24 protein-coding genes and 2 tRNA genes are annotated in these 20,110 nt (G+C 74.3%); 10 read left to right on the top strand and 16 right to left on the bottom strand.

What is annotated here, in order from left to right:
* Window positions 1–19: 19 nt before the first annotated feature.
* Entirely contained in the window at window positions 20–1,009 is a 990-nt protein-coding gene (locus tag ACWEVP_RS46905; protein ID WP_452069093.1) for an RNA polymerase subunit sigma-70, read from the top strand.
* Between the two features lie 10 nt (window positions 1,010–1,019).
* Here ACWEVP_RS46905 and ACWEVP_RS46900 read toward each other — a convergent pair whose 3' ends face one another.
* Window positions 1,020–1,604 (bottom strand): helix-turn-helix domain-containing protein, encoded by a 585-nt coding sequence (locus ACWEVP_RS46900; protein ID WP_364466398.1) that lies wholly within the window; start codon window positions 1,602–1,604, stop codon window positions 1,020–1,022.
* A gap of 77 nt (window positions 1,605–1,681) precedes the next feature.
* Here ACWEVP_RS46900 and ACWEVP_RS46895 point away from each other — a divergent pair, with 77 nt between their 5' ends.
* Entirely contained in the window at window positions 1,682–2,620 is a 939-nt protein-coding gene (locus ACWEVP_RS46895; protein WP_452069092.1) for an NAD(P)/FAD-dependent oxidoreductase, read from the top strand.
* Between the two features lie 42 nt (window positions 2,621–2,662).
* On the top strand, window positions 2,663–3,118 hold the full coding sequence (locus ACWEVP_RS46890) for a group II truncated hemoglobin (RefSeq protein WP_452069091.1): 456 nt from the start codon (window positions 2,663–2,665) through the stop codon (window positions 3,116–3,118).
* Window positions 3,119–3,341: 223 nt separating this feature from the next.
* Here ACWEVP_RS46890 and ACWEVP_RS46885 read toward each other — a convergent pair whose 3' ends face one another.
* Window positions 3,342–4,235 carry an NAD-dependent protein deacetylase gene (locus tag ACWEVP_RS46885; RefSeq protein ID WP_452069090.1) on the bottom strand — a complete coding sequence of 298 codons (894 nt, stop codon included), beginning with the start codon at window positions 4,233–4,235 and terminating at the stop codon, window positions 3,342–3,344.
* A gap of 91 nt (window positions 4,236–4,326) precedes the next feature.
* Here ACWEVP_RS46885 and ACWEVP_RS46880 point away from each other — a divergent pair, with 91 nt between their 5' ends.
* Window positions 4,327–5,757, top strand: a complete 1,431-nt coding sequence (locus ACWEVP_RS46880; protein WP_452069089.1) for a protein kinase domain-containing protein — start codon at window positions 4,327–4,329, stop codon at window positions 5,755–5,757.
* Here ACWEVP_RS46880 and ACWEVP_RS46875 read toward each other — a convergent pair.
* Window positions 5,747–6,664, bottom strand: a complete 918-nt coding sequence (locus ACWEVP_RS46875) for a DUF3800 domain-containing protein (protein WP_452069088.1) — start codon at window positions 6,662–6,664, stop codon at window positions 5,747–5,749. The genes ACWEVP_RS46880 and ACWEVP_RS46875 overlap by 11 nt on opposite strands.
* Before the next feature lie 128 nt (window positions 6,665–6,792).
* Between ACWEVP_RS46875 and ACWEVP_RS46870 the strand changes: the two genes are divergently transcribed.
* Window positions 6,793–8,286: a hypothetical protein gene (locus tag ACWEVP_RS46870; RefSeq protein WP_452069087.1), complete on the top strand. Its 1,494-nt coding sequence runs from the start codon at window positions 6,793–6,795 to the stop codon at window positions 8,284–8,286.
* On the opposite strand, the gene ACWEVP_RS46865 is transcribed toward ACWEVP_RS46870, so the two are convergent.
* From ACWEVP_RS46865 to ACWEVP_RS46855, 3 genes are read right to left on the bottom strand one after another with little or no spacing between them, the layout of a single operon-like run.
* Window positions 8,283–8,711 (bottom strand): Rieske (2Fe-2S) protein, encoded by a 429-nt coding sequence (locus ACWEVP_RS46865; RefSeq protein ID WP_452069086.1) that lies wholly within the window; start codon window positions 8,709–8,711, stop codon window positions 8,283–8,285. The genes ACWEVP_RS46870 and ACWEVP_RS46865 overlap by 4 nt on opposite strands.
* A gap of 9 nt (window positions 8,712–8,720) precedes the next feature.
* On the bottom strand, window positions 8,721–9,266 hold the full coding sequence (locus ACWEVP_RS46860) for a DUF6529 family protein (protein WP_452069085.1): 546 nt from the start codon (window positions 9,264–9,266) through the stop codon (window positions 8,721–8,723).
* On the bottom strand, window positions 9,266–9,943 hold the full coding sequence (locus ACWEVP_RS46855; RefSeq protein WP_452069084.1) for a hypothetical protein: 678 nt from the start codon (window positions 9,941–9,943) through the stop codon (window positions 9,266–9,268). The genes ACWEVP_RS46860 and ACWEVP_RS46855 overlap by 1 nt, the downstream gene beginning before the upstream one ends.
* 133 nt (window positions 9,944–10,076) lie before the next feature.
* Between ACWEVP_RS46855 and ACWEVP_RS46850 the strand changes: the two genes are divergently transcribed.
* Together ACWEVP_RS46850 and ACWEVP_RS46845 are read left to right on the top strand one after the other, a co-directional pair.
* Window positions 10,077–11,099: an alpha/beta hydrolase gene (locus tag ACWEVP_RS46850; RefSeq protein ID WP_452069083.1), complete on the top strand. Its 1,023-nt coding sequence runs from the start codon at window positions 10,077–10,079 to the stop codon at window positions 11,097–11,099.
* Window positions 11,099–11,953 carry an alpha/beta fold hydrolase gene (locus ACWEVP_RS46845; RefSeq protein WP_452069129.1) on the top strand — a complete coding sequence of 285 codons (855 nt, stop codon included), beginning with the start codon at window positions 11,099–11,101 and terminating at the stop codon, window positions 11,951–11,953. Before ACWEVP_RS46850 ends, ACWEVP_RS46845 begins: the two co-directional genes overlap by 1 nt.
* Here ACWEVP_RS46845 and ACWEVP_RS46840 read toward each other — a convergent pair.
* The 6 genes from ACWEVP_RS46840 to ligD (ACWEVP_RS46815) all read right to left on the bottom strand — a co-directional run bounded on the left by ACWEVP_RS46840 (window position 11,911) and on the right by ligD (ACWEVP_RS46815) (window position 15,883).
* Window positions 11,911–12,252: a DoxX family protein gene (locus tag ACWEVP_RS46840; RefSeq protein WP_452069082.1), complete on the bottom strand. Its 342-nt coding sequence runs from the start codon at window positions 12,250–12,252 to the stop codon at window positions 11,911–11,913. The genes ACWEVP_RS46845 and ACWEVP_RS46840 overlap by 43 nt on opposite strands.
* Window positions 12,253–12,346: 94 nt before the next feature.
* A complete protein-coding gene (locus tag ACWEVP_RS46835; RefSeq protein ID WP_452069081.1) occupies window positions 12,347–12,811 on the bottom strand; it encodes a GNAT family N-acetyltransferase in 465 nt (154 codons plus the stop codon).
* A complete protein-coding gene (gene ligD, locus ACWEVP_RS46830) occupies window positions 12,808–13,800 on the bottom strand; it encodes a non-homologous end-joining DNA ligase (RefSeq protein WP_452069080.1) in 993 nt (330 codons plus the stop codon). The genes ACWEVP_RS46835 and ligD (ACWEVP_RS46830) overlap by 4 nt, the downstream gene beginning before the upstream one ends.
* A gap of 32 nt (window positions 13,801–13,832) precedes the next feature.
* Window positions 13,833–14,252: a DUF6292 family protein gene (locus tag ACWEVP_RS46825; RefSeq protein ID WP_452069079.1), complete on the bottom strand. Its 420-nt coding sequence runs from the start codon at window positions 14,250–14,252 to the stop codon at window positions 13,833–13,835.
* Window positions 14,253–14,307: 55 nt separating this feature from the next.
* A complete protein-coding gene (locus tag ACWEVP_RS46820; protein ID WP_452069078.1) occupies window positions 14,308–14,715 on the bottom strand; it encodes an STAS domain-containing protein in 408 nt (135 codons plus the stop codon).
* Between the two features lie 247 nt (window positions 14,716–14,962).
* Window positions 14,963–15,883, bottom strand: a complete 921-nt coding sequence (gene ligD, locus ACWEVP_RS46815; RefSeq protein WP_452069077.1) for a non-homologous end-joining DNA ligase — start codon at window positions 15,881–15,883, stop codon at window positions 14,963–14,965.
* A gap of 60 nt (window positions 15,884–15,943) precedes the next feature.
* Between ligD (ACWEVP_RS46815) and ACWEVP_RS46810 the strand changes: the two genes are divergently transcribed.
* Window positions 15,944–16,165, top strand: coding sequence for a hypothetical protein (locus ACWEVP_RS46810; RefSeq protein ID WP_452069076.1), 222 nt, complete (start codon window positions 15,944–15,946; stop codon window positions 16,163–16,165).
* Window positions 16,166–16,222: 57 nt separating this feature from the next.
* On the opposite strand, the gene ACWEVP_RS46805 is transcribed toward ACWEVP_RS46810, so the two are convergent.
* The 3 genes from ACWEVP_RS46805 to ACWEVP_RS46795 form a co-directional block, all read right to left on the bottom strand.
* Window positions 16,223–16,294 (bottom strand) — tRNA-Cys (locus ACWEVP_RS46805).
* 74 nt (window positions 16,295–16,368) lie between these two features.
* Window positions 16,369–16,441, bottom strand: a tRNA-Leu gene (locus ACWEVP_RS46800).
* 246 nt (window positions 16,442–16,687) lie between these two features.
* Window positions 16,688–17,428 carry an ANTAR domain-containing protein gene (locus ACWEVP_RS46795; RefSeq protein ID WP_452069075.1) on the bottom strand — a complete coding sequence of 247 codons (741 nt, stop codon included), beginning with the start codon at window positions 17,426–17,428 and terminating at the stop codon, window positions 16,688–16,690.
* A 98-nt stretch (window positions 17,429–17,526) separates the two neighbouring features.
* Here ACWEVP_RS46795 and ACWEVP_RS46790 point away from each other — a divergent pair, with 98 nt between their 5' ends.
* Both ACWEVP_RS46790 and ACWEVP_RS46785 read left to right on the top strand, forming a co-directional pair.
* Window positions 17,527–18,258, top strand: a complete 732-nt coding sequence (locus ACWEVP_RS46790; RefSeq protein WP_452069074.1) for a GAF domain-containing protein — start codon at window positions 17,527–17,529, stop codon at window positions 18,256–18,258.
* Between the two features lie 7 nt (window positions 18,259–18,265).
* Window positions 18,266–19,660 carry a SpoIIE family protein phosphatase gene (locus tag ACWEVP_RS46785; protein ID WP_452069073.1) on the top strand — a complete coding sequence of 465 codons (1,395 nt, stop codon included), beginning with the start codon at window positions 18,266–18,268 and terminating at the stop codon, window positions 19,658–19,660.
* A gap of 13 nt (window positions 19,661–19,673) precedes the next feature.
* Here the strand turns inward: ACWEVP_RS46785 and ACWEVP_RS46780 are convergent, their stop codons facing one another.
* Window positions 19,674–20,063: an anti-sigma factor antagonist gene (locus ACWEVP_RS46780; protein WP_452069072.1), complete on the bottom strand. Its 390-nt coding sequence runs from the start codon at window positions 20,061–20,063 to the stop codon at window positions 19,674–19,676.
* Window positions 20,064–20,110: the final 47 nt, after the last annotated feature.

Here is a 20,110-nt window from a genome sequence, read left to right as displayed (position 1 = left end):
CGTCGGGCAGGATGCGCGCATGGACACCGAAGCCGACCTCCTCGAAGCCGCGCGGCGCGCCGACCGTGGCGCGTTCGACCGGCTCGTGCGGCCCTACCAGAGCGAGCTTCGCGCTCACTGCTACCGGATGCTCGGCGCCCTCCACGACGCCGAAGACGCGCTGCAGGAGGCGCTGCTCGGCGCGTGGCGCGGGCTGGCCGGGTTCGAGGGGCGCAGCTCGGTGCGCGCGTGGCTCTACCGGATCGCCACGAACGCCTGCCTGCGGCTGATCGAACAGCGCCCGAAACGCCTGCTGCCGCGCGACTTCCACCCCGCGGCGAACCCCGGTGAGCCGCTGGCGGACCCGGTCGAGGGCGAGGCGTTCGTCGAGCCCTACCCCGAGGACGCCTGGGACCCGCAACGCCGCTTCGAGCTCCGCGAAAGCGTCGAGCTGGCGTTCATCGCCGCCCTGCAGCACCTGCCCGGCACGCAGCGGGCCGTGCTGATCCTGCGCGAGGTGCTGGCGTTCTCGGCCGCGGAAGTGGCCGCAGCGCTCGGCACGTCGGTCGCTTCGGTCACCAGCGCCCTGCAGCGGGCCCGCAAGACCCTCGCCGAGCACGCGCCGTCGCAGAGCCAGCAGGCGACGCTGCGCGCGCTGGGCGAGGAGGCGGAACGCGCGCTGGTGGCGGACTTCGTCGCGGCGTGGGAACGCGCCGACGTCCCGGCGCTGCTGGACCTGCTCGCCGAGGACGCCCGCTTCACGATGCCACCGCTGCCCGCGTGGTTCGACGGCCGCGACGACGTCGCCCGGTTCCTCACCGGCAGCGTGTTCGCGACACCGTGGCGGCTGGTCCCGGTCCGCGCCGCCGGCCAGCTCGCGTTCGCGTGCTACCAGCGCCGCCCGGACGGCGTCTTCCGCATCGGCTGCGTGAACGTGCTCACCCTGCGCGGCAACCGCATCACCGAGATCACCGGTTTCCTCGACCCGAAGATGTACGCGGGCTTCGGCCTGCCGGCCGAACTGTCCTGACGCGACTGTCCTAACGGGATTTGGCCCGCAGGTGGAGCCGTTCGCCCTGCTTTCCGAACAGGCTGAGAATCTCCGCCGGCCGCCCGACCGCGCCGAACCAGTGCGGCAGGCGCGTGTCGAACTCCGCCGCCTCCCCCGGGCCCAGCGTCAGGTCGCGGTCGGCGAGGATCAGCCGCAGCCGGCCCGAAAGGACGTAGAGCCACTCGTAGCCCTCGTGGACCTGGGGGTCGGGCTCGCCGGTCTCCGGTTCCAGGATCATCTTGAACGCCTGGGGCGCGCCCGGCTGACGGGTCAGCGGCAGCACCGTCATCGTGGCGCCGTTGCTGCGCGGGAGGCGGCGGGCGGTCAGCCGGACCCGCGGGTCGCCGACCTCCGGGGCACCGACCAGTTCGTCCAGGGGCACCTGGTGGGCCTGCGCGATCGGCAGGAGCAGCTCGAGGCTCGGTTTGCGCTGCCCGGACTCCAGCCGGGACAGCGTGCTCTTCGAGATGCCCGTCGCGGCCGAGAGGTCGGCGAGGGTGACCCGCCGCTGCGTGCGGACCCGCTTGAGGCGCGGGCCGACCTCGGACAGGGCCTGGGTGATCGCGTCGGTCATCCCTCCAGGAAACGCGCTCGTTGCGGAAACGGCAACATTTGTTGTCGGATTCGCCAACCCGGGCGCAGGGTGGCGGCATGACCGAAAACAGCTATGACGTCGTGGTGGTGGGTGGCGGCGCGGCGGGTCTGAGCGCCGCCCTGATGCTGGGCCGGGCGCGGCGGCGCGTCGCGGTCGTCGACGGCGGCTCGCCGCGCAATGCGCCCGCCCAGCACATGCACGGCTTCCTGTCCCGCGACGGCCTGCCGCCGTCCGAACTGCTCAAGATCGGCCGCGAAGAGCTCGCCGGCTACGGCGTCGAGGTCCTCGAAGACCAGGTGACCCGGCTCGACGCGGGCTTCACGGCCGAGCTGGCGAGCGGCCGGACGCTGACCGCCCGGCGCGTCCTGGTCGCGACCGGCGTCCACGACGCCCTGCCCGACGTCCCCGGCCTGCGCGAAAGCTGGGGCACCGACGCCGTCACCTGCCCGTACTGCCACGGCTACGAAGTCCGCGACCAGCCGCTCGGCGTCCTCGGCACCGAGCCGCTGAGCGTCGACCACGCGCTGCTGGTGCGCCAGTGGTCGCCCGACGTCGTGTACTTCCCGCACACCGCGCCACTGTCCGAAGAGGACCGGACCCGGCTGGACGCGCGGGGTGTCCGGGTCGTCGACGGGACCGTCACGGCGGTGCGGCGGGAAAACGGGCACCTCACCGGGGTCGAACTCGGCGCGCGGTTCGTGCCGCGGGTGGCGCTGTTCATCCGCACGCAGACCGTCCCGCACGACGAGCTGCTGCGCGGCCTGGGCTGCGAAGTCGGGTCCACCGACCCGATGGGCAGGACGAACGTGCCGGGCGTGTGGGCGGCCGGGAACGTCGTCGACGCGCGGGCGACCGTGATCATCGCGGCGGCCCAGGGCGCGGCCGCCGCGGGCGCGCTGAACCACGACCTCGTGGCCGAGGACGTCCAGCGGGCGGTCGACGCGTTCGGCGGCTTCACCCCGGCCGCGGAACGCGCGGCCGCGGCGGCGCGCTGAGGCACCTGGCGCCGGGCGGCGGCGCGTGCCAGGCTCGACGCCGTGCGTCCGACCCTGTACGACTTCGCCGGCGGCGACCCCGCGTTCCTCGCGCTGGCCGCCGCCCACCACGAGCGCTGCCTGGCCGACCCCGAGCTGAACCACCCGTTCTCGCACCCGGGGCAGAACCCCCGGCACGTGGAACGGCTGGCCTGGTACTGGGCCGAGGTCATGGGCGGCCCGCCGCGGTTCTCCGCCGAGTGCGGTGACCACTCCGCGGTGCTGCGGATGCACGCGGGCAACGGCGACATGAGCGACCTCGGCCGCCGGTTCGTCGGCTGCTTCGTCCGGGCCGCGGACGACGCCGGGCTGCCCGCCGACCCCGAGTTCCGCGCCGCGCTGCGGTCCTACATGGAGTGGGCGGTGGCCGAGGTGCTCACCTATCCCGGGCCGGCGGCGGAGGTGCCCGGCGGCCTGACGGTGCCGCGCTGGTCGTGGACGGGGCTTCAGCCGGTGTAACGCCCGGGGCGGTGGCGGCGTCTTGCAGGCGACGACCGGCTGTGGAGGTCCGTCGCAGAGCCGGCCCCGGGCGCGTCTCCCCCCACCCGCCCGGGGCCGGCTCGTCCACGGCGTCCGGAACCCGCCTGCGCCGGGCCGGGCGCGGCGCCACCCGCGAGGAGTTCCTGGCCGCCCGCGACGCCGACGCCCTCGACCCCGGCCTCGTCGTGTGGATCGACGAGAGCTACGACGACGTCTTGGCGGAGCACCCCAGCCGCGCCGCCAGCTCGGTGAGCGCCCGCCCCAGCGGCAGGTCGACGCGCACCGAGGCGTAGCGGTCGCCGCGCGTCTCGCCGCGGTTGACGATCACCACCGGCTTGCCCGCGGCCGCCGCGTGGCGGACGAACCTCAGCCCCGACATCACCGTCAGCGACGAGCCCAGCACCAGCAGCGCGCGGGCCTCGTCCACCAGGCGGTAGCAGCGCTCCACCCGCGGCCGCGGCACGTTCTCGCCGAAGAACACCACGTCCGGCTTCAGCACGCCGTCGCATTCGGTGCAGGGCACCGGCGTGAACCGGCGCACGACGTCCTCGGGCAGTTCGACGTCGCCGTCCGGGTTGACCCGGGTGGCCTCGCCGCCGAAGTCCGGGTTCGCCTCCCGCAGCCGCCGATCCAGCTCCGCGCGCTCGCTGAGGCGGCGGCAGTCCAGGCAGATCACCCGGTCGAGGCTGCCGTGCAGCTCGACGGCGTCCGCGGTGCCCGCCGCCTGGTGCAGGCCGTCGACGTTCTGCGTGATGACACCGCCGAGGTACCCGCCGTCGCGCAACGCGGCGACGGCGTGGTGGCCGTCGTTCGGGTCGGCGCGGGCGATGGTGCGCCAGCCGAGGTGGCTGCGCGCCCAGTACCGCCGGCGCCCCTCGGCGCTGGTGACGAACTCGTCGTAGGTCATCGGCGTGTGCTTGCGCAGGCTGCCGGACTCGCCGCGGTAGTCGGGGATCCCGGACTCCGTCGACAGCCCCGCCCCGCTGAGCACGGCGACGCGCCCGCGCGCCACGACCTCGGCGAGCTCGTCGAGGCTCGAGGTCCGGGGCAGCGGCGCGTCCGGGGACGTCCAGGTCAGGGTGGGGCGGGTCCGCACCAGACCAGGGTACGTGGGCTCCGGTGCCTGTAACGCCACGCCGCCCGGAGCAGACTTCCCGGTGTCGGGGTGCCTTGCGGAAAGGGTGCGCGTGAGCTGGCAGTTCGGCCCGTACCGTGTCGAGTCGCTGATCGCCCGCGGCGGCATGGGCGAGGTCCTGCGCGCCTACGACTCCCGCCACGACCGCGTCGTGGCGCTGAAGCTGCTGGCCCCGGACTTCGCGGCCGACCGCGACTTCCAGGAGCGGTTCCGGCGCGAGGCGCACGCGGTGGCGCGGCTGCGAGAGCCGCACGTGATCCCGATCCACGCCTACGGCGAGATCGACGGGCGCCTCTACCTCGACATGCGCCTGGTCGACGGCGACGACCTCGGCAGCAGGCTGGCCGCGGGCGGCGCGCTGGCCCCGGCCGACGCGGTCGACGTCATCGGGCAGGTCGCGCAGGCACTGGCGGCCGCGCACGCCGAAGGCCTGGTGCACCGGGACGTCAAGCCGTCGAACGTGCTGGTCGGCGCCACCGGGTTCGCCTACCTCGTCGACTTCGGCATCGCCCGCGCGGCCGGGCCCGCCACCGGGATCACCGCGACCGGCGGAGCTGTCGGCACGCTCGACTACATGGCGCCCGAGCGCTTCACCGACGCGCCGGCCGACCACCGCGTCGACGTCTACTCGCTCGCCTGCGTCCTGCACCAGTGCCTGACCGGCAGCAAGCCGTTCGCGGCCACGACGGCCGCGTCGCTGATCGGCGCGCACCTGCACCAGCCGCCACCGCTGCCGAGCGCGCTGCGGCCCGGGCTGCCCGCCGCGTTCGACGGCGTGATCGCGCGGGGCATGGCGAAGGACCCCGGTGCGCGGTTCGGCAGCGTGACGGAACTGGCGGCCGCCGCCCGGGCCGCGCTCGGCGGCACCACCCCGGTCCACGCCCTCGCTCCCCCGACCCGGCAGGCCACCCGGACGACCCCGGGCCCCGAGCCGAGGCGGCCCTCGAAGGCGCCGTGGCTGGTCGCCGGGGTGGCCCTGCTCGCGCTCGTCGCCGTCGTCGGCTGGTTCACCGTCCTCAAGCCGTCGTCGCGGGCCTCGACCACCTCCGGCTCGGCACCGCCGCCGGTGACGTCGTCCGCGGCGCCGCCGGTGACCGCCCCGCCGGTCACCACGACGCAGGTCAGCGTCCGGACGTCCGTCGCCACGAGCGTCGCGAGCAGCGCGGACCTCGGCCTGGCCACCGCCGTGACCACACCGGCGTGCGACGGCTCGTTCGTCGTGATCCTCGGCTCGGCCATCACCCCGGCCCGCTACCGCGCCGACGTCCAGCGGTTCCTCGACGCCCACCCGGGCGCGGGCTACCTGCACGCGCCGAGCACGGGGTGCGGCTCACTGCGGCAGCAGGTGAACGGCGCCGACGTCTACGCCGTCTACAGTGGACCGTTCGGGACGAAGGACGCGGCTTGCGCGCATCGCAGCGGCGGCGCGTACGTCAAACGGCTCGACAACACCACACCGCCGACGCAGGTCGTCAACTGCTGAGCGCGTTCCACACGGATTCGCTGTCCACAAAGGACGACAGCAGCGCGGTCAGCCGCGGGTCGCCGCGCCCGTTGAGCGCGTCCGAGGCGATCCGGCGGGCGACCCCGGCGAGGAAGTCGGCGACCTGCACGCGGGCGTCGGAGCGCGAGTCGACGAAGCGGACGCCCGCCAGCCGGTGCCCGAGCGTGGCCTTCAGCCGGAGCACGCGCTCGCCGGTCAGGGCCAGCTGCTCGTCGTGGACCAGGGCGACCGGCGTGCCGTCGGCGCTGAAGTGCCGGACGGTGTGGATCACCGCGGGAACCAGCGGATCCAGCACCGGCACCAGGCCGGGATCGGTCGCCAGCCGGACGCGGTAGCCGGCGACGCGTTCGCCGCCGCCTTCGAGGCGGCGCAGGATCTCGCCGGCTTCGCCGGGGACCGCGGCGAGTTCGCCGGCCAGCGCGAAGAACTCCGCAGGCGACGTTGTCACGCCGCGCCGCGGCCGCAGCCGCAGCACACTGGTGAACGCGGCCAGGAAGTACGCCCAGCGCTCGGCCCCGAACGCGGCCGGCCCGGCGCGGTGGAGGGTGCGCGCCATCGCGTCGGTGCCGTCCTCGGCCAGCAGCGTGACGGCGGCCCGCACGGCGAAGAACGTCTTGTCGGTCAGGTGCACGTGCCCGTGGCCGGCGAGGGGGCCGCCGGGGTCGAGCAGCCACTCGAGCACCGGGCGGTGCTTGGCGCGCAGCAGGTGGTTGGCCTTGTACTCCTCGGCGGGCGAGCCGATCCGGGCCCGGATCTCGGCAACGCAGGCACGCGCGGCCGCCGGGGTCAGCCGGACGCCCGCGTGGGCGAAGACGTCCGTTTCGCCGCCGACGAGGTTCTCGCCCTCGGAGCCCGACTCGTCGCAGGCGATCTCGACCGGGCTCACCGGTCCGATGGTGCCAGACCGGCCGCGGGGCGGCGACCGATTACCCGGCGGTCACGGTTGGGCCACGGCGGCTAACGGCCACGGTGGGTCCGGTGACTTGCGGAGAGCAGGTGTTCTGGGAGGCGCCGATGGCCACGAACGACCGGCCGGCCCGGCTCGCGCTGACCGCGGCCGTGCTCGCACTGCTGCTGGGCGGCGCGGGATTCCTGGTGCAGCAACGGTTCGCCACCGGTCCGGGTGGGACGGTCGCTGTCGCCGGGATCGCGATCGACGCGCCCGCCGGTACCCGGGCCTGGCTGCGGGAAGCACCGGAGCCCGGCGCCGTCCCGCCGTTGACGCGCCGGTTCGGCGGCGGCGCGGACCTGGCTTTCGACGGCGTCCGGCCGGTGCGGGTCCGGATCCCCGTGCCGTCGGCGCCACCGGCCGGGTCGGGGCCCGTCGTCCTCGGCGGGCGGACGCTCGTCCCCGCAGTCTACGACGCCGCGAGCCGCAGCATCGTCGCCGAGCTGACGCGGGAAGGCCCGTTCTGGGGCGGGCTGCTCGACTTCGCCGCGCTCGGCCGCGAAGTCCGGCCCGGACCGGCGCCCCGGCCGGGTTGCGCCGGCCGCTCGGCCGGCTCCGACGGCCTCGTCGTCGCCTTCGACGCTCCCGACCCGGCGGCACCGCTGTCCCCGTGCGTGACCGCCGGCGGTGGCCGCGCGAGCGTCACCCTGACGTCGAACGCGTCCGTGCCCTACCGGATCGCGCTGCCGCCGGGCTGGCCCGAACCGGCCGCCCGGACGGTCGCCGCCGGCCAGCTGTCCGCCCGGCCGCGGCAGCGCGACCTGCTCTGGCCGGGCACCGCGGTGACCTACGACGTCCCGTTCGGCCGGCTGCCCGGCACCCTCCGCGGCCAGGCCGAGCCCGGCGCGGCGATCGGCACCACGCTCGCCGCGGCCACCCACCGCCTCGCCGCGCTGTTCGGCATGACCGACGCCGCCGAGCCCGCTCCCGAGGTGCTGGCCTGCGCGGCCGACGCCGGCGCCGGGAACGTCACCGCGGACCGGCCGGAGGCCGCCGCCTGGGCCGCGCTCGCGTCGTGCCACCCGGCCGGCGGCGACGTGGTGCGCCGGTTCCTCGCGCCCGGGGTCGGGCCGGTGACCGCCGGTCTCGCCGCGGCGCACCCCGGTTTCGCCGTCACGGTCACCACGAGCCGCGCGCAGCGGTTCACGCAGACGGTCGCGTACCAGCCGCGGACCGCGGCCACGACGTCCCGCGCGACCGGCGACTGCGGTGCGGTGTCCGCGGTGTCCGGCCGGCACGACGCCTACCGCTGCACGAGCGGCGCCGCGACCTACGACCCGTGCTTCGCCGCGGCAGGACCGCGGGTCGTCTGCCCGCTCCCGGCGGGGAAGGCCGTGCTGCTGACCCACCCCGGTCCCCTGCCGGTCCCGCCGGCACCGGGCGGGACGCCCGACCCGTTCCTGCTCACGCTGGCCGGCGGCGTGCAGTGCGCCGCCGTCCCCGACGATCCGGGCACCCGGTTCGCCTGCGCGGACGGCACCGCGCTGCCGGGCGCACTGGACACGTCCGGTCCACTGTGGACGATTGACGGGCGGACCGTCGTCAAGGCGGCCACCTAAGCCAGCGTGATCTTGCCGTCCGCCACGGTGACCGCCTTCTTGTCGAGGGGCTTCGCCGCCGGGCCGTTCGCGACCGAGCCGTCGGCGATCTTGAACTTGCTGCCGTGGCACGGGCAGTTGATGGTGCCGCCGGAGACCGTGTCGACCGTGCAGCCCTGGTGGGTGCAGATCGCCGAGAAGGCCGCGAACGTGCCGGCCGCCGGCTGGGTCACCACCACCTGCTTGTCCGCGAACACCTTGCCGCCGCCGACCGGGACGTCGACCGCCGCGCCCAGTTCGGTGCCGCCCGGGGCCGCGGGCTGCCGCGCGGCCGACGACGGCGTTCCCGAAGTCCCGCCGTAGGTGCTGCAGCCCGCCACCAGGCCGGCGCCGGCCGCGGCGATCGCCGTCCGGCGGGTGACCGCCGGGTCCACCTCGTTGCCCACGTTCGCCCCCTAGAAGGTCAAGCCGGATCGGGTGAAGAACCACAGCGACGCGCTCAGCCAGAGCCCGACGAGCCCGGTGAACACGAGCCCGCCGAGCACCGGCAGCGCCCAGCCGGGCGCGCCGTCCTTGCGCAGCAGCAGCATCTTCGCGACGAACGCGCCGTAGAAGAAGCAGCCCAGCAGGGAATGCAGCAGCACGCGCGTGTCGAACGCCTGGAACCCGAGCGCGTAGAGGCAGTGCAGCGCCACCGGGATCGACACCAGGAACGCCAGCCGGCCCGACCAGCGGTGCACCGGCGACACCCACGCCGGCGCGCTCCGGCCGAGTTTCCCGTACATCGCCAGCGCCGACAGCAGCTGCACGACGGCCAGCACGACGACGACCGTCGCCAGCCACGCCTTCACCGACTGCGGGCTGGAGAACCCGGCGACGTTGATCGCGACGCCGGTCGGGGTGTGCAGGCTGCCGTAGACACCGAGCGCCACCGAGACGACGGCGCCGACGGCCAGCGGGACGAGGAGCGCGGCCGCGGCGCGGTTGCCCGCCGTGGTCATCAGAAGTCACCGTTCCCGGTGAGGCCGCTGACCGGCTCGGCGGTCACGGGCGCGCCGTCGACGGTCGCGCTCGCCCCGGTCCCGAAGCTCAGCGCCGGCGCGGTGGCCGAGTCCGCTTCCGTCGTGAGGATGCCGACCTGGCTGCCGTCGGGCTGCACGATCCAGCCGACCTTCGCCTGCTTGCCCTTGACCTTCGGTGCCGCGCGGTAGAGCCCCGCGGGCTTCTTCGCCGTGGGCGCGGTGAACTGCCAGGTCTTGCCGGACGCCGTCACGGTCCCGGTGACCGCGGCCGCGTCGAAGCTGCCCGTCAGGCTCGCGTTCTTCGCCCCTTTGAGGTCGAGCTTCCCGCCGACGGTCACGCCCTGCAGCCAGGCTTCGACCTTCTTGCCGTCGCAGAGGTAGGCGATGGCGTGGCCGTCGCGCACCGACACCGCGACGGACGCGCCGCCGCCGGTGACGCGCCCGGCGTAGTCCGCCCGTGCGGGCGCTTCCGCACTGGGCGCTTCGGTTTTCGGCGCTTCGGACGCCGCGGGCGGCACCGCCGTGGTACTCGCGGCCGCGTTGGCGGCCCCGGCGACCGGCGCGACGCCCGTCCCGGTGGCCAGATTGACGATCCCGATGCCACCGGCGAGCACGACACCGGCGAGCAGTGTGAACAACGGCCCCGGATGTTTCATGGTCTTCCCCGCATTCCCTGACCCACCACCGTGCCCATAACACGGTGGTCGGGGCGGAACGGCTCAACGCTACGCGCGGAAAAGAGGTATCGCTTAGCCCCCGCAACCGGTTGGGGCGTGGTTGACTGGCGGCATGCTGCCCTGGGACGGCGACCTCGCCGGCCGGCTCGACCGGCACACCGTCGAATCCGCGTCGCTGCGCGGCAACCCGCTCGGCGACCCGCACGAGCGGCCGCTGTGGGTGTACGTCCCGCCGGGCTACGACGACGGCGACGAGCGGTACCCGGCGGTGTACGTCATCCAGGGCTACACCGGGCACCTGTCGATGTGGGCCAACCGGACGCCGTTCCGCCGGCCGTTCGTGGAAACGGCCGACCAGGTGTTCGCGGACGGCGCGCCCGGCTGCGTCGTGGTGTACGTCGACGCGTGGACGGCGTACGGCGGCTCGCAGTTCGTCGACTCGCCGGGCACCGGCCGGTACCACTCGTACCTGTGCGACGAGATCGTCCCGTGGGTGGACGAGCACTACCGGACGATCCCGGACCGCGAGTCCCGCGCGATCGCGGGCAAGTCCTCGGGCGGCTTCGGCGCCATGATCACGCCGATGCTGCGCCCGGACCTGTTCGGCGCGCTGGCCACGCACGCGGGCGACTCGCTCTACGAGCTGTGCTACGTCCCGGACTTCGGCAAGGCGGTCCGCGCGCTGCGGAACTACGGCGGCGACATCCACGAGTGGTGGGCGGACTTCCGGTCCCGCACGGCGTTCACCTCCCCCGACGACCCGACGCTGCTGCAGCTGCTCGGGGTCTCGGCGTGCTTCTCGGCTCGCGAGGACGGAACGCCGGAGCTGCCGTTCGACCCGGCGACGGGGGTGCTGCGCCCGGAGGTGTGGCAGCGCTGGCTGGACTGGGACCCGGTCCGCATGGTGCCTTCGCGGGCCGAAGCGGTGAGCTCGTGGCGGGCGGTGTGGATCGACGCGGGCACGAGCGACGAGTACTTCCTCGACGTGGGCGCGGAGGCGTTCCGGGCGGCGATCCTCGAGGCGGGGCTGCCGGCCGGGCGGATCCACTTCGAACTGTTCGAGGCGGGCCACGCCGCGATCGACTACCGGTACCCGTTGTCGCTGGCCTGGCTGTCCGGAAAGCTGGCGCGGTGATCGTCACCGAAACCGACCTCGCCCTGCCCGGCGGCCGCACCCTGCACGTCTACGACACCGGCGGCCCCGCGCGAGTCACCGTCCTCTGGCACCACGGCACGCCCAACCTCGGCGCGCCGCCCGGGCCGCTGCTGCCGCTCTCGGAAACCCTCGGTGTCCGCTGGATCTCCTACGACCGGCCCGGCTACGGCTCCTCGACGCCCGTTCCCGACCGGACCGTCGGGGACGCCGCCGGGTACGCGGCCACCGTCGCCGACGCGCTCGGGGTCGGCCGCTTCGCCGTCATGGGCCACTCCGGCGGCAGTTCGCACGCCCTCGCCACCGCCGCGCTGCTGACCGATCGCGTCCTGGCCGTCGCCAGCCTCGCCGCCGTCGCGCCCTTCGGAACCGAGGGCTGGTTCGACGGCATGGCCGCCGCCAGCGCCGCTTCCCTGCGCGCCGCCGCCGAAGGCCGGGTGGCCAAGGAAAAGCACGAAGCCGCCGCCGAGTTCGATCCCGACGTCTTCACCCAGGCCGACTTCGCGGCCCTCACCGGGTCGTGGTCCTGGCTCGACGACGTCGTCCAGCCCGCGCTCGGGGCCGTCGGGCTGATCGACGACGACCTCGCCTACGTCACGCCGTGGGGCGGCGACCCCGCCGCCATCACCGCGCCCGTCCTGCTGCTGCACGGCGAGGACGACCGGATGATTCCCGCCACGCAGAGCACGTGGCTCGCCGAGCGGATCCCCGGCGCCGAACTGCGGCTGACCCCCGGCGACGGGCACATCTCCGTCCTGGACCACGCCGCCGGCGCGCTCACCTGGCTCGCCGGTCAGGACAGCAGCGCCAGCGACGCGACGACCGGGGCCAGGTAGAGCACCGGGAAGGCCAGGTGACCGTACGACCGCGCGCGGGCCACGGTGACCACCGCGCCGAGGAAGTACAGCACCAGCCCGACCGCCGCGGCGACGCCGATCGGCGTCCAGAACAAGCCGGCGACCAGGCCGGCCGCTCCGGCGGCCTTCGCCGCGCCGAGCCAGTTCCACCACGCCCGCGGCACGCCGTAGGAGGTGATCGGCTCGACGACCCACTTCGCGCGGGCGAAGACCGAGACGGCCGAGAAGCCGACGAACGCGGCGGCGAACAGGGTGACGATCACGTGGGCGGTGGACATCGGGACTCCTTCGGGGAGCGCGGACGCCGGGGTTCGGCGTCCGTCACCCCCACGACTCCGCCCGCCGCACCGATGTGACCGGCGGTGACGGCGATCACAGCCCGAGCCGCAGCACGATCTCCCCGTCGTCGATCTCGCCGGTCGGCGTGAACCCGTACTTCCGGTAGAACGCACCCGGCCCGTCGTCGCCGGGCCGGTGGCTCGTGAGCAGCTCGGTCGCGCCGTCGGCCCGCACCAGCGAGACGACCTGGTCCAGCACCGCGCGGCCGATCCCGCGGCCCTGGAAGCGCTTGTCGACGAGCAGCCGCCACAGGAAGTACGGCCCGAGGATGCCCGGCCGCCCGGGCGGGACGTTCCAGCTGAGCATCACGAACGCGACCGGCTCGCCGCCCGCGTAGCCGGCGCGGTACCAGGGCTCGCCTTCGGGCGTCGTCGCGGCGTTCTCGAGCGACTTCGCCACCGACGCGACGAACCGCTCCTGCCCGGGCCGCACGCGCAGGGCGCACACCGCGTCCCGGTTGCCGTCGGTGATCTCGACCAAGCGCACCGGTGTGCTCATGCCGCTCCCGTCGGCCGGGGGACGCGCACCTCGCCGGGGGTCCGGTCCGGGCGCAGGCCGCGCCACGACGTGTGGCGCAGCCGCAGGTCCGGGGTGACGCGGCGGTGGACGACTTCGCCGACGAGGTCCGGCTCGACCCAGTGCGCGCCCCGGGCGCGGTCGCGCGGCACCTCCGTGCCGAACGGGCTTTCCGTGCGGGCCAGCGGTGCCAGCACCTCGCGGAGGCGGTCGAGCGCGTCGTCGGTGAAGCCGGTGCCGACGTCGCCGATGTAGACCAGCGTGCCGTCGTCGTCGTAGCCGCCCAGCAGCAACGCGCCGAGTGTGCCGGCGCGGCGGCCGGCGCCGGTCCGCCAGCCGCCGACGACCACTTCGCGCGTCTGGGTCAGCGCGTGCTTGGTCCACAGCGGCGACCGGGCACCGGGCAGGTACGGCGCGTCGAGCCGCTTCGCGACGACACCTTCGATGCCGTGCTCGGCCGCCGTCGCCAGCAGCTGGTCCGGCGCGATGTCGGCGCGGGTGTACCAGGGCGGCACGACGAGCCGGCCGTCGGCGGGCCGGACCAGCTCGGCCAGGAGTTCGCGGCGCTGTTCGTACGGCCGGTCCAGCAGTGACTCGGTCCCGATCCGCAGCAGGTCGAAGGCGAAGTAGACGACCGGGACCTCGGCGCGCAGCTTCGCCGTCGGCTCGTGCATCGCGCGGCGCTGCATCAGCTCGAACTCCGGCCTGCCGGCCGCGTTCAGCGCGACGACCTCGCCGTCGAGCACCGCCTCGTGCCCGCCGAGCGCGGGCGCGAAGACGTCCTGCAGCTCGGGGTAGCGGTGGGTGTGGTCGCTGCCGCTGCGGCTGGTGATCCGCGCTTCGCCGGTACCCGCGACCCGGGCGCAGCCCCGGAAGCCGTCCCACTTCCACTCGTAGCCGTGCCGGTCGTCGTCCGGGAGGGTCCCGTCGACGGCCAGCATCGGCACCACCGCGTCCGGCACCGTCCCCATCGCTCCAGTGTGGAGGATCGCACCGCGCCGCGTCACCCGGCCGGCAGCAACGGCAGCAGCTCCTGGTGGCTGCCCGCGCGGCGCAGCACGGGTGATCCGGGTCCGTCCGGCGCCAGGTCCCCGGCGCGCAGCGCGGCCAGGAACCGCACGATCAGGCGCGGCGGCGGCAGGATGTCGGCCCCGCCGAGGTAGGCGAGCACGATCAGCTCCTCCCCGCACGCGGCCTCGACCGCGGCGGCCCAGCCGTGCACCTCGTCCCACAGCAGCGCCACGTCGCGCTCGGGGTAGCGGCGCAGCCGCCAGTCCACCGCGACGTAGGCCGACACCGGGACGTCGACGTCCACGGTGCAGGACTCGAAGCCGAAGCCGAGCGCGCCCGCCACCTCGCCGAGGTAGGCGCGCAGGCCGCGCTGGAACCAGAACTCGAGATCGGTGTCGATCAGGACGGACACCCGTGTCCTTTCTTCCCGGATCCGCCGGGCACCCTGCCCGGGCGGTCGAAGCGGATCAGCCGTGCGCCGCCAGCGCGCCGGCCCGATCCCGGTAGCAGGAAAAGCCGGCGAAGCCGGTCCCCCGCAGCAGCAGCCGCCGCAGCGACGGGGTGTTCACCACCCACGCGACCGGGACGGCCGCTTCGTCCGCGCGGTGCTGCACCCGCTGCAGCGCCCGGAGGCCGGCGCCGGAGCAGAACACCGTCCCGCCGAGGTCCACGACGAGCGCGCCGCCGCGGCCGATCGCCATTTCCGCGCATTCGACAAAAGTGGCGACCGTCGCCAAATCGATGTCGCCCACCACCACGAGAAGCGTGCACCGGTCGCCGGGGAACGTCGTGGTGACCGAAAACGGCTCGCACAACGCTCCCGGCGACGACCGGCCGAATGCTCGCGAAAGCCGCGGCGGTTTCTGGATCTTCATGACCGGCTCCGGCGGCTCAAGTGGACTCTTACGGCATAGACCGTACCCACTTCGTCCACCCTGCCGCACAACAAGATCCTCCCGGTCGCCGGGGCGTGCAGCGACACGGCCGTCTGCACGTGCAGCAGTCCACAAAGGACCGTCGAAATCACCTGGTCGGCCCCGCGGTTCCGCAATTCCGCCGACGCGGTGAGCCGGCGCGTCCGGAACCGGAGCCGCCGCACCGGGGAATTGCGATTTCCGAAATTCAGCCGAATGCGGGAATCGCGGCGCGCGTCCGGCCGAGATCCGCGAACAGGTCCCCGAGGTCGTCGACGCGGTCGAGCACCTCGCCGGCGGTGAAGCGCAGGTGCGCGACGTGCCGGCAGGCGCGCACCTCGTCCCACGTGACCGGAGTGGACACTGTCGGCTCGTCTCGGCCGCGCAGCGAGTACGGCGCGACCGTCGTCTTGAACGGGTTGTTCTGGCTCCAGTCGATGAAGACCTTGCCCGGCCGCAGGGTCTTCGTCATCCGCGCCACGACGAGGTCCGGCGTCTCGGCGGCAAGCCGTTCCGCGAGCGCCTTCGCGTACTGCGACGTTTCGCCGGGGTCGGTCGTCACCACACCGGCGTAGAGCTGCATCCCCTTGGAACCACTGGTCTTCGCGACGGGGGTGAGCCCGTCGGCGGTCAGCACGTCGTGCAGCCGCTCGGCGACGCGGCAGCAGTCGACGACCGTCGCGCCGGGCCCGGGATCGAGGTCGAACACGAGCCGGTCCGGCGTGCTCCGCTCGCCGCCGTCGTCGACGGTCCACTGGTGGACGTGCAGTTCGAGCGCGGCGAGGTTGGCCGCCCAGACGAGCTCGGGCAGGTCGTTGATGAGCGGATAGGCGACGATCTCGGGATCCCTCCCCCGGCCGCCGACGGCGAGGCGTGCGGTGCGCACCCAGTCGGGCGCGTGGCGTGAGACGTCCTTCTCGAAGAAGGAGCCGCCGGCGACGCCGTCGGGGAAGCGCACGAAAGTCATGGCCCGGTCGCGGATGTGCGGCAGCAGCACCGGCGCGATGCGCGTGTAGTAGTCGAGCACCTCACCCTTGGTGAAGCCGTGGCGCGGGTAGAGGACCTTCTGGAGGTTCGACAGCGTGAGCTGCCGCTCGCCCACCCGCACCGTGATCCGGCTCCCCGCCACGCCGCACACGCTATCACCCATGGTTATGATGCAGTCGTATCAACAACGGGAGGGGGCATCGTGAAGTTCGACGTGCTGCAGATCGTGGGGGCGGTGGTGACCGTGCTGGGCGTGCAGGGCGCGATCCGGCTGCTGGTGGACCACGGGAACACCGGCCTGCTGGGGTGGCTGGGGGCCGGGTTCGCCGGGACGCTGACCGGCTACCTGGTGGTGACGGCGGCCGGGGTCGTGCTGGCCGGCTGGGCGCACGACCGCGCCAAGGCGCTGGGGCGCCGGAAGTAGGACGCACCGAAGCCGGGGGTGCGCCGCCACCACGGCGGCGCACCCACCGGCGCGCGGAGACCCACCCGGGAGTCGAACCCGGACCGCACGGCTTTGCAGGCCGTCGCACGAACCGTCGTGAAGTGGGCCGGAGTGGAAGACGAGGGTGTCGAACCCTCCCCGGCGACCGTGCAAGGATCGCCTGCGCCCCGGCGCGTCTCCCGTGCCCCCACCAGGATTCGAACCTGGACTGAACGCGTTCTGAGCGCGTTGCCTCTTCCGTTGGGCTACAGGGGCGGAAAAGTGCTTTTCGGCGAGCAGGAGAACACAAAAGAAAAGCCGCCCGATTCGGTTTCCCGAAGGGCGGCTCCCGGACCGGACGGTGTCCCGTCACGGCGAGGAGCGCGCCGAACCGGCAAGCGACGCGCCCGAAAGACACCCGGCGGCCGCCGGCCGCAGGACCGTCCCGATGCGCGTCATGACTTGCTCCTGTCGAAGTGGTGTGCGTTCATCATGCCCGCACGCCGGTCCACCGTCAATCGGTTAAACAGCACCGCTGGAAACGACCCGCCGGACGAATTGCTCGGCGATTTCGCGCAGTTTCACGTTCTCCCGCTGCGACTGCTCGACGAGAAGCGCGAACGCGTCGTCCGCGTCGATCCGGCGGATCGCCATCAGCATGCCCTTGGCCTGGTCGATGACCGCGCGCGAGGTGAGCGCCGTCCGCAGGTGCTCGGCCGTCTCGCTGGCCTCCACGTACCGGTGGTACACGCGGAAGACCGCTTCCACCGCCGTCGTGTACAGCTCGAGCAGCTGCGCTTCGATCTCCTCGAAGCCGTCGTCCTGCCTGCCGTAGCAGTTCACCGCGCCCGTGTACTCCTCGTCCGCCACCAGCGGCGCGGCGAGGAAGCTGCCGAAGCCCGCCTCCCTGGCCCCGCTCGCGAACGCGGGCCAGCGCTCGACCGCCTCGGTCACCGAGGTGCGGACGATCTTCCCGCTGCGGACCGCCTCCAGGCACGGGCCGTCACCGAGGCGGTACTGGTCGGCGTCGAGCTCGCCCACCACGGCGGCCGTGGCGGACGCCGTGTGCGGCTCGCCGGCGCGCACCAGCGTGACGGAGGCTTCGGCGACGCCCGGGATGGCCTGGCGCACCTGGAGGCACACGTGCCGCAGCAGGATCCGGAAGTCGTCTTCCTGCCGCAGGACGGCGGTGAGGGACTCGAGCGCCCCGGTCACGTCGTCGAGCAGCGGTGCGGCCGTCGCGGTCCGCTCCGGCAGTTCCATGTCCTCTCCTCCCGCTGGGCGCCGAACCGCCCGGGTACCCACTTCGCGCCGGGCCATGTGCAGGTTTGACCGCGGCCTGGCTTTGGTATTCAGCGGCCATGGCGACGGAGAAGGCCGGCGGGTTGCCGCTGGACGGTGAGCTGGCAGCGGTCGCCGCGCGCATGTCGGGGCTGCTGCTGTCGCGCGAGACCGTCGACTCGGTGCTCGAGCTGGTCGTCTCGCTCGCGGGGCGGACGATCGCCGGCGCGGCCGGCGCCGGGGTGACGCTCCTCGACGACGAAGGCCGCCCCGCCACGACGAGTGCGTCGAGCCCGCTGGTGCGCGACGCCGACACCCTGCAGTACCGGCTCGGCGAGGGCCCCTGCATGGCCGCGCTCGCGGAGTGCTCGCCGATGCGCGTCGACGACGTCACCACCGAGCGGCGCTGGCCGCGGTGGTGCGCCGCGGTCGCCGGGTCCGGGCTGCGATCGGTGCTCACCACGCCGCTCGTCGCCGGCGACGGCTGCCACGGTGCCATCAAGATCTACGCGACGACCGCCGGCGCGTTCGGCCCCGCCGAGGAACGGGTGCTGGCGTCGTTCGCCGACCGCGCCGCGACGCTGGTCGCCAACGCCCGCGCCTACGAGCGGGCGAGCCGCTTCAGCGAACGCTTCAAGCACACCCTGCGCGACCGGGACCTGATCACCATGGCCAAGGGTTTCCTCATGGGCCGCGACGGCCTCGACGAGGACGCCGCGTTCGACCGCCTGCTGTCCCTGGCCCGCGCGGACGACCTCAGCCCGGCCGAGGCCGCCACCGGGCTGCTCGCGTCCGCGCCGCGGGGAAGGTGAGCCGCCGGTGCGCTTCCTGCCCGAGGAGGAACAGCGGCGGTTGCTCGCCGCCTGCTTCGCCCGCAGCGGCCTGCCCCTGGAAGAGCTGTGGATGCGCTACTTCGCGCTCGGCGGCAGCCAGAACCTGCTGGAGCTGGACGCCTACCTCAACGGCCTGACCACGCTGCCCCGCGTCGACCGCGACATGCTGGCCCACGCCGTCAACGAGCGGCTCGACGAGCTGGCCGGGCCGCCCCGCGCGCCGTACAGCCATTCGGTCCGCCAGGGCAAGCCGTTGCACGGGCCGCTGAAGGCGCTGCTCGACCTCCTCGAAGGCGCCCACCGCGCGCCGCCCGAACGGCTGCCCGCCGTCGTCGCCGCGGCGGGCCGCGCGCTCGACCTGCGGATCGGGGTCTACCTCGCCGACTACGACCAGCGGACGCTCGTGCGCGCGGACTCGGCCGCGGAGCTGGACATCGACACCACCGTCGCCGGCGCCGTCTTCCGCCGCGCGGGGACCGCGGTGACGCGGGACGCGCCCGGCCCCACCCTGTGGACGGTGCTGCTCGACGGCGTCGAGCGGCTCGGCGTGCTGGAGATCGTCCCCACCGACGGCGCCGACCCGGACGACCCCGTGCTGCGGGAGCAGTGCCACTGGCTGAGCACGCTGCTCGGGCACCTCGTGACGGTCACGACCCAGTACGGCGACGGGCTCGACGTCCGGCGCCGGCGGCGGCACCGCGGGTCCCCCGCCGAGCTGCTGTGGCAGAGCCTGCCGCCGCTCACCGGTGCGACCGGGAGCGTGGTCGTCGGCGCGAGCGTCCAGCCGGCGTACGACCTCTGCGGCGTCGTGTTCGACTACGCGCTCTCCGAACGGCTGGCACGGCTGGCGATGTTCGACGCCGGCACGCGCACGGCCGACGCGAGCTCCGCGGTGGTGAACGCGCTGGCGGCCTACCGCGCGGCCCGGCGCGACGGGGCTTCGCTGGAGGAGCAGTACGCGGCGGTCGGCCGGGAGCAGGCCAGGTCCGCCGCGGTGGTGACGGGAGTGGTCGCGGAGCTGGACCTGGTCACCGGTGGGCTGCGCTGGCTCGACGCGGCGCACCCGCCCCCGCTGATCGTCCGCGGTGGGGCCGCGCTCCCGGAGACGAACCCGGTCGCGACCGGGTTCGCGGAACCGCCGCGGGTAGCGGAGGCGCGGCTGCGCCCCGGCGACGTGCTCGCGCTGTACTCGCCCGGCCTCGCGGCGGCGACCGACCGGGCCGGGACCCGGTTCGGGCGGGAGCGGGTGGCGGGGTGCCTGATGGGTGCGGCGCTGCCGCCGGAGACCGCGCGGTTGCTGACGCAGGCGGTCGTCGCGCACGCCGGCGGCGAACTGGAGTCCGACGCCGGGGTGCTGGTGACCCGCTGGGTCCCGCGCTGAGCGCCGCCGGTGCTCAGCAGGCGGCGTCGCGCACCGCCAGCAGCTCGCGCAGCGCGTCCGACAGCGACGCGAACATCGGGACCACCGCCGCCAGGCCCGTGATCCGGAACAGCCGCGCCAGGGTGCGGCTGGTGGCGACCACCCCGAACCGCCCGCCTTCGGTGCCGGCCTGCCGAGCGGCCGCCGCCAGTGCGCGGGCGCCCGCCAGGCCGAGGAACGCCACGTGCGTGAGGTCCACCACCGTCGTCCCCGGTGGGCACGCCGCCAGCTCGCGTTCCAGGATCGGCAGGGTCAGCGCGTCGATCTCGCCGGCGAAGGTCAGGATCAGCAGACCGGGGCGGTACTCCGTCCGGCGCACCGCGAGCGGCGCGGACCGGGTCGGGACCGGGGACGTGGGGGACACGGGTTCGGCAGGCCTTCCGGGGTGATCAAGGTCGGGGTCTTGATACC

The sequence above is a fragment of the Amycolatopsis sp. NPDC003865 genome, assembly GCF_053605345.1.
The sequence above is the reverse complement of the archived record's forward strand: the minus strand, read 5'-3'. Positions and strand labels throughout refer to the sequence as shown.

Bases quoted from the DNA above. Each gene is read 5' to 3' on its own strand.
- ACWEVP_RS46895 (WP_452069092.1), top strand. From the start codon at position 1,682: ATGACCGAAAACAGCTATGACGTCGTGGTGGTGGGTGGCGGCGCGGCG.
- ACWEVP_RS46870 (WP_452069087.1), top strand. From the start codon at position 6,793: ATGGCCACGAACGACCGGCCGGCCCGGCTCGCGCTGACCGCGGCCGTG.
- ACWEVP_RS46855 (WP_452069084.1), bottom strand. From the start codon at position 9,943: ATGAAACATCCGGGGCCGTTGTTCACACTGCTCGCCGGTGTCGTGCTC.
- ACWEVP_RS46840 (WP_452069082.1), bottom strand. From the start codon at position 12,252: ATGTCCACCGCCCACGTGATCGTCACCCTGTTCGCCGCCGCGTTCGTC.
- ACWEVP_RS46905 (WP_452069093.1), top strand. From the start codon at position 20: ATGGACACCGAAGCCGACCTCCTCGAAGCCGCGCGGCGCGCCGACCGT.
- ACWEVP_RS46860 (WP_452069085.1), bottom strand. From the start codon at position 9,266: ATGACCACGGCGGGCAACCGCGCCGCGGCCGCGCTCCTCGTCCCGCTG.
- ACWEVP_RS46900 (WP_364466398.1), bottom strand. From the start codon at position 1,604: ATGACCGACGCGATCACCCAGGCCCTGTCCGAGGTCGGCCCGCGCCTC.
- ACWEVP_RS46850 (WP_452069083.1), top strand. From the start codon at position 10,077: ATGCTGCCCTGGGACGGCGACCTCGCCGGCCGGCTCGACCGGCACACC.
- ACWEVP_RS46790 (WP_452069074.1), top strand. From the start codon at position 17,527: ATGGCGACGGAGAAGGCCGGCGGGTTGCCGCTGGACGGTGAGCTGGCA.
- ACWEVP_RS46835 (WP_452069081.1), bottom strand. From the start codon at position 12,811: ATGAGCACACCGGTGCGCTTGGTCGAGATCACCGACGGCAACCGGGAC.
- ligD (WP_452069080.1), bottom strand. From the start codon at position 13,800: ATGGGGACGGTGCCGGACGCGGTGGTGCCGATGCTGGCCGTCGACGGG.
- ACWEVP_RS46795 (WP_452069075.1), bottom strand. From the start codon at position 17,428: ATGGAACTGCCGGAGCGGACCGCGACGGCCGCACCGCTGCTCGACGAC.
- ACWEVP_RS46820 (WP_452069078.1), bottom strand. From the start codon at position 14,715: ATGAAGATCCAGAAACCGCCGCGGCTTTCGCGAGCATTCGGCCGGTCG.